The organism is Qipengyuania sphaerica (assembly GCF_019711595.1).
Lineage (GTDB): Bacteria > Pseudomonadota > Alphaproteobacteria > Sphingomonadales > Sphingomonadaceae > Qipengyuania > Qipengyuania sphaerica.
In genome coordinates, this window is the sequence record NZ_JAIGNR010000004.1 from 1 (window position 1) to 12,468 (window position 12,468).

The window sequence follows — 12,468 nt, forward strand, 5'->3', positions numbered from 1 at the left end:
GGCCGGTTTTTTCGGCGTAATACGCCCCCTTCGCCAGCCCGCCATCTGTGCGCTACATCCGGTGAAGCGTGGACCCGATGATGGTCCCGAAACGTTATCCAAGCACACACGGCCTTCCGCGAAAGAAAACCGTCTTCCGCGACGATTGGGCCGCCCGGAGCAGGAGAATCCTGACAACCGGATGCAAAGATTACGAAATTCGAGGCACATCGCACCCATGCCAGACAATCAAGAAGAAAGGATCGGGACGTCCGCAGGCCAGAAATCTGCCCCCCGGCCCAGTAAAGATTCGATCCAGAGCGCCCGGCTCAAGGCCATCATGGCCGAATTGGACCGCCCGCTCGACGACGAGAAATGGACTTCCACCCCGCATGCGGGTGAACAGAGGAAGGCGCTCGGCCTTCTCTCGCGCATCCGCAGGCATCGCAATCATCGTCGCGACCTCAAACGCGCACGCCGCGCCGCAGCATCGGTGTACAAGGTCAAGCCGAAGCTATCGACGCGCAAGCGCGCGTCCATCATGCTCGGTACGGGTGCGATGGGCCTCGCGGCATTTACCGGACCTCCGGTGGCAAAGGACAAGGCCAAGCTGTCCGCGCCGATTTCGACGCAGGTCAGCGAACTCAATGATATCCGCAAACCCGCCCACCTCCTGAAGGCCAGCGAAGAGTTCAAGCAGGCGCTGATCGAGGAAGAAGGCGTTCGCTACACCGTTTATCGCGACGTGGCCGGATATCCGACGGTGGGCGTCGGCCATCTGGTCCGCCCGGCCGACAATCTGCGCGTGGGCGACCGCATATCCGACGAGCAGGTTCTCGACTTCCTCGAGCAGGATCTCGTGACGGCCGAACGCGGCGTACGGATACTGGTCGGCGATCTTCCGCTGCACCAGCACGAATTCGATGCTCTTCTCGACCTCGTATATAACGTTGGCCTCGGCAATGTGTCCGAACGTGAAAGTCCGCGCCTCAACGAGGCGATCAAGGCCGCCGACTACGATGGCATCGCGAAGGAGCTCGACTATACGCATGCTGCCGGCAAGGTGGCCCGTGGCCTCGAATTCCGTTCCGAACGCCGCGCCAAGATATTCATGGATGCTTCCTATGAGGATCCACGCGAGGCTAGAAGCACCATAGGCTAAGCACGAGCCGCGGCAGGATCTTCCGTCTTGGACTGCCGTGTGTCGCGATCTTCTCGAATAGCGATCCCACCGCAAACGCATTGCATCGTCGATCGGACGGCAGACCAGTGACCCACCGACTTTTCTTCGGAATAAAGCCGCCCCGCCCCATCCGGGCAGCATTGCTCGACATCATGCAGGAAGTGGACAACGCGCGCTGGCAGGACGACGGCCAGCTTCACCTGACGCTGCGCTATATCGGTGAAGTGGATGCACACACGGCAGACGACATTGCCGAGGCTGCCACGAAGCTCGATTTCGATCCGTTCGAGCTTACGATCGCAAGCACCGGTATCTTCGAGCGCAAATCCACCCCGACGACGCTCTGGGCAGGCGTTGCCCCTTCACCCGGGCTCACGAGGCTGCAAGCGAAGATCGAGCGCCTGTGCCAACGTTGCGGCATCCCGGCAGAGACCCGCAAGTTCACCCCTCACATCACGCTGGCGCGGCTCAATTCCTCTGCTGGTCCGGTCGGCCCGTTCCTTGCACGCCACGCGGGGCTGCACCTTGGACCATGGCAGGTAGAGGACTATATCCTCTACGAGAGCACTCTGCGGCAGCAAGGCTCGCTTTACGAACCGATTGTTACCTATTGCGCAAGGACATGATGAACCCTCGCCCCCTTCCCCTCCTGCTTTGCGGTGCGCTGGCCGTCGCCTGTTCGCCGGTTACCAACGAGCAGACTGCGGAAGACCCAGCGCGCCAGCGGCTGCTGCAGACCGTGGAAGCCGAATCCTCACCCGATCCGGCGGATAACTGCCTGCTGATGGTCTGGTCGGAACAGGAAGAGCCCGACATCGAATTCGACCGTGCACACGATGCGGTCAAGGGCGGCGCCGTTTCCTGTGCAACCGGGGCCAGCCCGAGCCAGTTCGAGGCGGCCATATCCGCCCTTCGCGAAGCTGCGAGCAGCGGCAACAAGGCGCGGCTGCTCGAACACCTCGGCATCCCCCTCCTCTACATCACAGACGAGGGCGAGCGCCGCGAACTGACCGAAGACCAGGTCGACGAGTTGTTCGACGAGGTCTTCGATGCACGGATGCTGGACATGCTCCAGCGGCTCGACCTCTCGCAAATGACCGTCGAGAAGGACCAGGGCGCCTTTTTCGAACTGGGTTCGCTGTGGCTGGTCGTCGACGATAGCGGCCAGCCGAGGGTCATGACCGTCAATCGCCAGGCGCTAGCAGAAGCTGCTGTTGCCGCCCGCGAGCAGGCGGAGCGCGGCGAGGGAACCCGGCTCGACTAGAACCGGCTCCTGCAGTTCGCAGACCAAAATCGCCTGTTGGGCGGCAGCGAACTTGCCCTTCCCCTTTATATCCGCTTCGGGCAGGTCGTCGCAATTGCAACCGATGTGCCTCCTCGCGCGTTGGAACCATACGCATTCGCAAGAAAAATGGAGAGACCATGAAGGCCCAAATCCTGGCCACCACTGCCGCCGCCGCACTTCTTTCTGCCTGCACCACCGCACCCGGAGGAGAAATGGACCCGATCGCCGACGCCGCCGTAGATGCCGCCGTATCGATCCCCAAGGGCACCGGCTATTTCGCCACCGAGAGCACGCTCCCGTTCAAGACGCCCGATTTCCGCGAGATTTCCGACGAGGACTACCTGCCCGCGTTCGAGCAGGCGATGGCAATCCAGAAGGCCGAAGTGGCCGCAATCAAGGCCAACCCGGCTGCGCCCACTTTCGAGAACACGATCGTCGCGCTGGAAAAGTCGGGCCGGATGCTTTCGCGCGTTTCCGCCGTGTTCGGAATCTACACCGGCTCCAACACCAACGACCGCCTGAAGGAAATCGATACCGAGATCAGCCCGGCCCTGACCGCGCATTACGATTCGATCAATCTGGACCCCGCTCTCTTCGCCCGCGTGAAGGCTGTCTATGACAACCGCGCGGCAATGACGATGACGCCGGAGGACGCAGCGCTTCTCGAAGACACCTACGCTGACATGGTGCATTCCGGTGCGCTGCTGACCGACGCCCAGCGTGATCGGGTCAAGGCAATCAACGGCGAACTGTCGCGCCTGACCACCGAAGCCGGCCAGGCATTCGCCAACGCGATGGCCGACCAGCCGGTCTTCTTCGACACTCGCGAAGAACTGGCAGGCCTGTCGGAGGCCGATATCCAGGCCGCGGCCGATCGTGCAGCCGAGAACGGCCAGCCGGGCAAGTTCGCCCTCGCCCTTCAAAACACCACGCAGCAACCGCTGCTTCCGAACATGAGCAATCGCGCCGCACGCGAAAAGCTGTTCATGGCGAGCTATCACCGCGCCGACGGCACGACCGATATCGACACCCGCGCATTGATTGCGCAGATTGCCAAACTCCGCGCCGAAAAGGCCGCGCTGTTCGGGGCGCCGGATTGGGCGACTTACGCGATGTGGGACCGCATGGCCGAAAAGCCCAAGACCGCGCTCGATTTCATGGAGCAGATGGTCCCGCCGCTTGCCGCCACGCAGCGCCGCGAAGCAGCGATCCTCAACGAGGCAATCAGGGCCGACGGCTTCGACTTCGAGGTCAAGCCGTGGGACTGGTATCGCTATTCCAACCGCATCAAGGCCGAGCAGTACGAGCTCGACCAGGATGCGATGATGGAATATTTCCAGCTCGACAAGGTGCTGGAGGACGGCGTCTTCTACATGGCCGAAAAGCTCTACGGCCTGACCTTCGAGCGTCGTAGCGACATCCCGACCTGGCACCCCGATGTCTGGACCTACACCGTGTTCGACCGTGACGGCAGCGAACTTGGCCTGTTCTATTTCGACCCCTTCCAGCGCCCGTCGAAACGTGGCGGTGCATGGATGGGCAATCTGGTCGAGCAGACCAAGCTGTGGGGCACCAAGCCGGTGATCTACAACGTCCTCAACATCACCAAGGCTCCCGAAGGCGAGGTGCAGCTGGCGACCTATGACAATGTGGAGACCATCTTCCACGAGTTCGGCCACGCGCTGCACGGCTTCTTCGCCGACCAGCGTTACGAGAGCTTGTCGGGTACGAACACGGCCCGCGACTTCGTGGAATATCCCAGCCAGGTCCACGAGATGTGGGCGGTCTGGCCCGAAGTGCTGCGCAATTATGCCAAGCATTACGAAACGGGCGAGACGATCCCGCAGGCGATGATCGACAAGATCGACGCTGCCTCCAAGTTCAACCAGGGCTACGACTTCGGCGAAACGCTCGAAGCGGCGCTACTCGACATGAAGTGGGCAGCTCTGTCGCCTGCCGAGGCTGCCGCGCTCGATACACCGGAAAAGGTCGATGCCTTTGAACGCAACGCGCTGGAGGAGCTCGGACTGGAAGTCGATCTCGTGCCGCCGCGCTATCGCAGCACCTACTTCAATCACATTTTCAGCAGCCCGACGGGCTATTCGGCAGGTTATTACAGCTATCTGTGGACGCAGATGCTCGACCATGACAGCCGCAAGTGGTTCCGCGACAATGGCGGGCTGACGCGGGAAAATGGCGATCATTACCGCGCCACCGTTCTCAGCCGCGGCGGGACGATGGACTATTTCACCATGTTCCAGAACTTCGCCGGTCGTCGCCCGGATGTGACCCCGATGCTGCAGGCGCTTGGCCTCGTAGCAGGCGATGCGTCCGCAGAAAGCGGCGTATCGGACGATGGCGGTGCCATGGGATCGACCACCGGAAACTGACGGATTTCGATGTCCGAATTGGGGGTCAGGTCGCTATCAGCGCCCTGGCCCCTTTTTCGTGGACCCAGCGGGCATTTACGCCCCAGGTCCGCGAGATCCGGTCTTCGCTGAGAGCTTCCAAGGGTTCGCCGTCAGCTACCATTCTGCCCTCTTCCAGCACCAGCACCCGGTCTGCATGGTTCATCGCCATGGCAAGGTCGTGCAGCACCAGAACTACGCCCGTCCCGCGATCTGCTGCGGCGCGCAGGTGGCGGATGAGCGCGTTCTGGTGTGCAAGATCGAGCGCGGCGAGCGGTTCGTCGGCGAGTATCCAGTCGGGCTGCCCCGCGAGAACGCGGGCAAGCAGCACGCGCGCCTGTTCGCCGCCCGACAGGGCCTGGGCGCGGCGGTCTTCATACCCTGCAAGGTCGAGCGCCTCGATCGCGGCATCGACCGGCTCGCGCGCCTGGTCTCGCCAGGGTATGCGGCCCAGCTCGACGATGGAGCGCACGGTCACGTCCCATGCGATTTCGGGCGCCTGCGGCAGGTATCCGATGCGGCGGGCGCGGTCGGCCAATCCGGCATGAAGTGTCCCGCCAAGAGCCACCGAACCCTCGTCGCGATCGAGCAATCCGGCGAGCGCCAGCAGCAGCGATGACTTGCCGGCCCCGTTGGGCCCGCAGATCGCCGTCACATCGCCGGGTCTCAGCGAACAGGTCACGCCATCGAGACGTCCCGCAATCGACAGGCCTTGCGCTTCGAGAATCATGCAAGCCCCCTACGCATCCGCAGCAGCAGCCAGAGGAAGAAGGGCGCGCCAAGCAGGCTGAGCGCGATTCCGAGCCTGAGTTCGGTGACCAGCGGCAGGATGCGCACCAGTGAATCCGCGACGAGAACCAGAAGCGCACCTGCCAAAGCACTCGGCAGGATCAGTTGCGACGGCCGCCGGTCGGTCAGCGGGCGCACGAGGTGCGGGACAATCAGCCCGACGAAGCCGATGATACCAGCCACCGCCACGCTTGCGCCCACCGTCAGGCCGATGCCGAGGATGAGCAGCCAGAGCAGTCGCGAACTGTCGATGCCAAGCGAACGCGCGACCGGTTCGCCCAGTGTGAGAGCGTCGAGCGAGCGCCCTGTGCGCCAGAGCAGAAAAACGCCTAATGCCACCAGGGGCGCGGCGATCCACACTTCGCGCCAGCTGCGGTCGGTCAGCGCGCCGTTGAGCCAAAGCACGATCTCGCTCATCGCGAAGGCATTCGGCGCCATGCTGATGGCAAAAGCGGTGAGAGCGCCTGCGAGGCTCGCCACCATCAGTCCCGCGAGTGTGAACAGGGCGATGCCCCCGGTACGTCCGGCTATTGCAGCGAGTAGCGCCATCGCCCCGCCAGCGCCGATCAGCGCGAAAAGCGGCAGCAGCCATGCACTGGCGGCAAAACCGAACCACAGCGCGACCACCGCTCCCAGCGCCGCGCCGGGCGCAATCCCGAACAGGCCCGGATCGGCGAGCGGATTACGCAGGTAGCCCTGCATGGCCGCCCCGGCCGCTCCCAACCCGCCGCCCACTATGATTGCCAGCATGGCGCGCGGCAGGCGCAGTTCGCTGAGGATCAGAACGGCATTCGGTGTTGCAGCGGGATCGATCCATACGCGCCCGGCCAGTAGCGAAAGCGGTAGCGCGATCAGCAGGAGACCCGCGAAGACAAGCGAGGCGCGTTTCACGATGCATCCTTTCGGATATCGGCCAGGCGCCGTGCGGCACGGATGATCGTCGGGCCGCCGCAATAGATGAGGCGCGTATCGAAACTCTCGCGGCGCATTCCCACGACCTCGTCCAGCACCGGATGGCGCTGGCCGGTCTCGCCGCCCGCCACCAGCAGGACCTCCGGCGGATCGGCCACGACTTGCTCGAGAGAGAGATAATCCGCCTGCGCCATCCCTCGGCTTGCCGAGTAGCTGCGAAATCCGGTGCGCCGCAGCAGGTCGCTGACGAGCGAGGCTTCGCCCGGAACGATGCCGCCCGGCTGCCAGAGTGCAGCCTCGAGTGGGGTGCCCGACCCTTGAGCGAGTTCGAGGGCTTGCTCGATATCGCGCACCAGTGTCTCGCCCGCTGCTCGGTCGCCCGCCATTTCGGCCAGCGCGCGAACCTGCTCCAGGCTATCCTCCACGCTCGCCGTATTGCCGAATGCCTCGACCCGTAGGCCGAGATCTTCGAGCGCAGATCGCGTGGCAGGCGCGATGAATGTGCTCGCCACCACTATATCCGGATCGAGCGCGAGGATTTCCTCGACCGTGCCCCCGGTCGCCGCGAAACGCGCGGCGTCGTCCGGATCCATCGAACTGGCCCTGGGGTCCTTGCTGTAATGCGAGATGGCCAGCAACTGGCCGGGTGCAGCCATTTCGGCAAGGATTGCATCGGTGCAGGGATTGAGGCTCACGATGGTAGGCCGCTCGCTGGCCCGGCGGTCCCCCTCCGCCCCGCATCCTGCAAGCAGCAGGGCCGCGAGGGGTAGCAGGCGGATCACATCCGCGCCCTCACCCCGGCGAAGACGCCCCTTCCGGCCGTGCCATAGCCCGCGACCGTCTGGTAATCCGCATCGAGCACATTCTCGATCCGGCCGAAGACTTCGAGATGGTCACCCACCTCCTGCGTGGCCCGCACGTCGAGCACTTCGTACCCGCCGAGGCGGGTGAAATTGCCGTTGTCATCATAGCTCGACCCCACGATGCGCAAATCCGCGCCGAGGCCGAGCCCGAAATCGCTCTGCCAGTCGGCGAACAGCGTGCCGAAATGGCGCGGACGGCGAGCGAGGTCATTGCCGCTCTCGCGATCTTCGGCATCGACGAAGCTGTAGACGCCCGAAAGGCGGAGCCCATCGGTCAGGTCATAGCCTGCCTCCGCCTCGATCCCCTGTGCGCGGGCGCGGCCGGTGTTCTCGTAGAAACCGAAGCGGCCATCCTCGCACAGAGCGGGCGGGCTTGCGCTGAAGCAGCTGGTGTAGCCGATCAGATCCTCGCTCTCGCGGCGGAAGCCAGTGAGCGCGAGGTGCAAACCGCTCCCGCGCTGCCCCCTCTCGATGCCGAGATCGAAGCTGGCGCTGTGCTCGGGCACAAGCGCCTCGTTCCCGTAGTCTGAATAGAGCTGGTAGAGCGTGGGCGCCTTGTAGCCTTCGCCAAGGCTCGCGCGCACACGCCAGTCGCGGCGGAACTGGTAGCTGAGATCGCCGCCGAATGTTGCTTCGGTCCCGAAATCCTCGTGGTCGTCTATTCGGCCGCCGACATGGACGGCGAGCGGTCCCAGCACCCAGCCGAGCTGCGCATAGGCCCCGCTGGTGCTCGTGTCGGCGGGCGCGTCGAAGCTGGTGACATAGTCGCTCCACTCGTGCTCACCGCCGAATGCCGCGACTAGGCCGCCGAGCAGGCGGTATTCGCCGCGCAAGGCAAGGCGCTCGGAATGGCCGTCGCTGACGAAAGTCTCGGCGCCTGCGCCATTTCGGTTTACGCGCTCGGTATCGGCAAGGCTGTAGCTGGCGCGCAGCGTGAGGTCGTTTCCATACCAGGCGAGGCCGATATCGCCCCAATGGCGTGTGGTCTTTTGCGTGTCGTCGCTGTCGACGAGGCCGTAAGGCGGCGAGATGGAGAAGCCGTCGATCTCGAGGTCGCCCTCGCTGAAATTGGCGTGGGCGAAGGCTTCGAGCCGGTCGGTCAGGTCGACGAATGTGACCATGCCGAGCGCAAACTGCCGGAAACCGTCGGGTTCGGTGCCGCTTGCAGCAGCAGAAAAGCCGTCGGTCGAGAACCACGAGCCGGTGAGGCCATAGTAGACACCGTCATCGTCCACACCCGCCCCAACGCTGGCGAAGAGGGTATCGCGTGCTCCGTATTCCACGCTGCCGCGCATGCCCGTCTCGGCGCGGGTAGAGATGTCGATCACCCCGCCGACCGCGTCCGATCCCCAGATGGTGCTGTTCGAACCGCGCAGTATGTCGAACTTGCCCATCGTGCCGGTGAGGAGATTGCCGAAGTCGAAACCGCCTGCGGGCGATGCCGGGTCCGACACGCGCACGCCGTCGACAAGCACAAGCACCTGCTCGGCATTGGCGCCGCGGATATTCACGCCGGTAAAGCCGCCGGTTCCGCCATTGCGAGACAGCGAAAGGCCGGGTGTACGGCGCAGGGCGCGGGTTGGATCGGCCCCCTGGACGTTTTCGATTTCATCGCTTTGCAGGACAGTTACCGCCTGCCCGGTGTTGCGGATATCGGTCCCGAGGCCATTTGCGGTGACCGTTATCGTCTGGGCACGAATGCCAGGAAGAATGATCGCGCCCGTAGCCTCCGGCCCGGCGTCCTCCTCGATTTGCTCATCCTGCGCGGCAATGATGTCAGCCAGCGCATCTTCGGTCGAATCCTGCGCCATGGCAGGAACGGCCAGAGCCGAAGCCGAAAGGAAAAACAGGTATTTGTACACGAAACCTCCATCATGAACGCAACTGCCGTTCATGACGGAAGGAGGCGGGATTGCCTCTTCCCCGTATGCCATCGGTACACCCCGCCCGCGGCCGAACGACTGGTACAGGCAGGTCTCCTGGCTCCCGGTTCTTGCAGCCCGCCCCGCCTTCCCACCCCTAGATCAAGCTCGGGGCAGTGGCACATCGGAGCGCGCCTCACCGGTTACAGTTGCGGGGGCAGCCGCGGCATCCAACCGCGTTCCCTTGACCCGTACCAATGCGACGCCAATAGATGATGGTGAAGCTTTCGCAAAGCCCTCGGCAACATTTTAACTCAATTGCAAGCACGATGCGGAACGCTTGTTTAGCGCCCTCCCCCTATAACAATAGTCAATGAGCCGGAACGCTGGTCACCAACGACAAGAGTCGGGACCGGCAAAGTACATGGGGAGCCCGAGCCGATGTCCGTACGTTTCGCCGCAGCGCGTAGAGCCGCGCGCTCGCCGATAGCCAAAATCCTCTCACGTGCGGAGATCGGCCCGGTCGCCAACGATCATGACAGATCGGAAGGAACGGGGATCATGAGCGAGAATACCGAGAGCGCTTTGCGCCATTTCGCTGAACACGGTCTACGCGCGGTGCCGGTCGCGCTCGATAATGCCACGCTGGCGGCAACTGCCTCGCACGAGGAAGATTACCGCTACTGGCTGGGCATTTGCCGCGAACTCGATGCCGGGGCAGCGGCACGTTTCGAGGCGGCTCGCCGCCCTGCCGAGGATCGCCTGATCGGCTGATCCTCGATTGCGGGCAGTCAGCCCGGAAAAGCTGAGCCCGGACGGGCGCGCGTGGAACTCCCATGCGCGCCCGTTCGTCTATGCGGTAAACGTGCGGAAACATAGCCCTATTGCTATTGCGAACTATTTGCAAAGATAGTTCGTCTCTGCGACCTTTTGACTGTTGCAATCACCTTCTCCCAAGCCTAGGTCGCCCCTCGTAACACCGGGCGCGCGCACCCACGCGGGACATGCCGCGCGCCATAACGGGCAGACATTCGGTCCCGCGCTGTTCGAAGGACGTTCAATCCCTATGGCACGCAAGAAGATCGCGCTTATCGGTTCCGGCATGATCGGCGGCACGCTCGCCCACCTCGCCGCGAAAAAGGAAATGGGCGACATCGTCCTGTTCGACATCGCCGAGGGCATGCCGCAGGGCAAGGCTCTCGATCTGTCGCAGTGCGGCCCGATCGAAGGCTTCGACTGCAACATCAAGGGTTCGAACGACTACGCCGATATCGCGGGTGCGGACGTGGTCATCGTCACCGCCGGCATGCCCCGCAAGCCCGGCATGAGCCGCGACGACCTGCTTGGCATCAACCTCAAGGTGATGAAGTCGGTCGGCGAAGGCATCAAGAACAACTGTCCCGACGCATTCGTGATCTGCATCACCAACCCGCTCGACGCGATGGTCTGGGCGCTGCGCGAATTCAGCGGCCTGCCGCACAACAAGGTCGTCGGCATGGCCGGCGTGCTCGACAGCGCGCGCTTCGCCACCTTCCTCGCCTGGGAATTCGACGTCTCGGTGAAGGACGTGAATGCCTTCGTCCTCGGCGGCCACGGCGACACCATGGTCCCGGTCACCAGCTACACCACGATCAACGGTATCCCGGTCAACGACTTCGCCAAGATCAAGGGCGTTTCGGAAAGCCGCATCGATGAAATCGTCGACCGCACCCGCAAGGGCGGCGGCGAGATCGTCGGCCTGCTCGGCAATGGCTCGGCCTATTACGCCCCCGCCACCAGCGCGATCGCGATGGCCGAAGCTTACCTAGGCGACCAGAAGCGCATCTTGCCGTGTGCCAGCTATGTCGAAGGCAAGTACGGCCTCGACGGCCTCTATGTCGGCGTGCCCACCATGATTGGCGCGGGCGGCACCGAGGAAGTGATCGAGATCGAGCTCTCGGACGAGGAAAAGAGCAACCTCAAGGTCTCGACAGATGCGGTCGAGGAACTGCTCGAGGCCTGCAAGGGCCTCGACGAGAGCCTGAAGTAATGAAGGGGCTTACCCTTGTACTGGGTGTGCTCGTTGCTCCGGCAGCGGGCGCTTACCTACTTGGGTTGGTCCACCCCCTACTTTCGCTACTCGTCATCATCCCAATGGCCATTGTGGCCGCGCTTTTTGCCATCGTCGGTCTCAGCCGCAGTCAGTGGGAAATCGACACCGCCCTTAGCGGATTGCCGATGCTCGCATCATCCATCTTGGGCGGCTACCTGTCGTCTACCCACGTCTAAGAAATCGATAAATTCCGGGAGCCTCTAATGTCCATCCTCGTAGACAAGAACACCAAGGTCATCACCCAGGGGATGACCGGCAACACCGGTACCTTCCACACGCAGCAGGCGCTCGATTACGGGACGCAGATGGTTGCGGGTGTGACCCCGGGCAAAGGCGGCACCGACCATATCGGCCTGCCGCAATTCAACACCGTGCGCGAGGCCAAGGCCGAGACCGGCGCGACTGCCTCATGCATCTACGTGCCGCCGCCGTTCGCGGCCGACGCCATCCTCGAGGCGATTGATGCCGAGATGGAACTGATCGTCGCCATCACCGAGGGTATTCCGGTGCTCGACATGGTCAAGGTGAAGGCTGCGCTGACCGGTTCGAAGTCGCGCCTGATCGGCCCGAACTGCCCCGGCGTGCTGACCCCCGAAGAGTGCAAGATCGGCATCATGCCCGGCTCCATCTTCAAGAAGGGCAGCGTCGGCGTGGTCTCGCGCTCGGGCACGCTGACCTATGAAGCCGTCCACCAGACCACCATGGTCGGCCTCGGCCAGACCACCGCGGTCGGCATCGGCGGCGATCCGGTCAACGGCACCAACTTCATCGACGTGCTCGACCTCTTCCTCGACGACGACGAGACCAAGTCAATCATCATGATCGGCGAAATCGGCGGCAGCGCGGAAGAAGAAGCCGCTGCCTTCATCAAGGAACAGGCCGCCAAGGGCCGCAGCAAGCCGATGGTCGGCTTCATCGCGGGCCGCACGGCGCCTCCGGGCCGCCGCATGGGCCATGCCGGTGCGATCGTCTCGGGCGGCCAGGGCGGCGCGGACGACAAGATCGCGGCGATGGAAGATGCGGGCATCCGCGTCAGCCCGTCGCCTTCCGAACTCGGCACGACGCTTGATGCGATGCTGAAGGAACTGGCGTAAC

The 12,468-nt window shown here is 63.5% G+C and carries 12 protein-coding genes and 1 riboswitch; of the genes, 8 read left to right on the plus strand and 4 right to left on the minus strand.

The annotated features are described in order from the left end of the window. The first annotated feature begins 319 nt into the window (after nucleotides 1-319). The 4 genes from K3178_RS11940 (at nucleotide 320) to K3178_RS11955 (ending at nucleotide 4,837) form a co-directional block, all read left to right on the plus strand. Complete coding sequence (locus tag K3178_RS11940; RefSeq protein ID WP_247713767.1) at nucleotides 320-1,141, plus strand: lysozyme; 822 nt, start codon at nucleotides 320-322, stop codon at nucleotides 1,139-1,141. 107 nt (nucleotides 1,142-1,248) lie between these two features. Then, entirely contained in the window at nucleotides 1,249-1,788 is a 540-nt protein-coding gene (thpR, locus tag K3178_RS11945) for an RNA 2',3'-cyclic phosphodiesterase (protein ID WP_221571674.1), read from the plus strand. Then, nucleotides 1,785-2,426 carry a hypothetical protein gene (locus K3178_RS11950; RefSeq protein ID WP_221571675.1) on the plus strand — a complete coding sequence of 214 codons (642 nt, stop codon included), beginning with the start codon at nucleotides 1,785-1,787 and terminating at the stop codon, nucleotides 2,424-2,426. The genes thpR and K3178_RS11950 overlap by 4 nt, the downstream gene beginning before the upstream one ends. A gap of 158 nt (nucleotides 2,427-2,584) precedes the next feature. Continuing rightward, entirely contained in the window at nucleotides 2,585-4,837 is a 2,253-nt protein-coding gene (locus K3178_RS11955) for a M3 family metallopeptidase (RefSeq protein ID WP_221571676.1), read from the plus strand. A gap of 25 nt (nucleotides 4,838-4,862) precedes the next feature. Here the strand turns inward: K3178_RS11955 and K3178_RS11960 are convergent, their stop codons facing one another. Genes K3178_RS11960 through K3178_RS11975 form a run of 4 tightly spaced genes read right to left on the minus strand, consistent with a single transcriptional unit; the run spans nucleotide 4,863 to nucleotide 9,281 of the window. Then, nucleotides 4,863-5,585 (minus strand): ABC transporter ATP-binding protein, encoded by a 723-nt coding sequence (locus tag K3178_RS11960; protein WP_221571677.1) that lies wholly within the window; start codon nucleotides 5,583-5,585, stop codon nucleotides 4,863-4,865. Continuing rightward, nucleotides 5,582-6,535, minus strand: coding sequence for a FecCD family ABC transporter permease (locus K3178_RS11965; protein WP_221571678.1), 954 nt, complete (start codon nucleotides 6,533-6,535; stop codon nucleotides 5,582-5,584). Before K3178_RS11965 ends, K3178_RS11960 begins: the two co-directional genes overlap by 4 nt. After that, complete coding sequence (locus K3178_RS11970; protein WP_221571679.1) at nucleotides 6,532-7,338, minus strand: ABC transporter substrate-binding protein; 807 nt, start codon at nucleotides 7,336-7,338, stop codon at nucleotides 6,532-6,534. Before K3178_RS11970 ends, K3178_RS11965 begins: the two co-directional genes overlap by 4 nt. Next, nucleotides 7,335-9,281: a TonB-dependent receptor plug domain-containing protein gene (locus tag K3178_RS11975; protein WP_345719899.1), complete on the minus strand. Its 1,947-nt coding sequence runs from the start codon at nucleotides 9,279-9,281 to the stop codon at nucleotides 7,335-7,337. Before K3178_RS11975 ends, K3178_RS11970 begins: the two co-directional genes overlap by 4 nt. Before the next feature lie 90 nt (nucleotides 9,282-9,371). Beyond that, nucleotides 9,372-9,555, minus strand: a riboswitch (cobalamin riboswitch). A 167-nt stretch (nucleotides 9,556-9,722) separates the two neighbouring features. Between K3178_RS11975 and K3178_RS11980 the strand changes: the two genes are divergently transcribed. The 4 genes from K3178_RS11980 (at nucleotide 9,723) to sucD (ending at nucleotide 12,467) form a co-directional block, all read left to right on the plus strand. Then, complete coding sequence (locus tag K3178_RS11980; protein ID WP_221571680.1) at nucleotides 9,723-10,055, plus strand: hypothetical protein; 333 nt, start codon at nucleotides 9,723-9,725, stop codon at nucleotides 10,053-10,055. A 292-nt stretch (nucleotides 10,056-10,347) separates the two neighbouring features. Further along, a complete protein-coding gene (mdh, locus tag K3178_RS11985; protein WP_221571681.1) occupies nucleotides 10,348-11,310 on the plus strand; it encodes a malate dehydrogenase in 963 nt (320 codons plus the stop codon). Then, nucleotides 11,310-11,549 (plus strand): hypothetical protein, encoded by a 240-nt coding sequence (locus tag K3178_RS11990; protein ID WP_221571682.1) that lies wholly within the window; start codon nucleotides 11,310-11,312, stop codon nucleotides 11,547-11,549. Before mdh ends, K3178_RS11990 begins: the two co-directional genes overlap by 1 nt. A 27-nt stretch (nucleotides 11,550-11,576) precedes the next feature. Then, nucleotides 11,577-12,467, plus strand: coding sequence for a succinate--CoA ligase subunit alpha (sucD, locus tag K3178_RS11995; RefSeq protein ID WP_221571683.1), 891 nt, complete (start codon nucleotides 11,577-11,579; stop codon nucleotides 12,465-12,467). The last annotated feature ends 1 nt before the right edge of the window (nucleotide 12,468 follow it).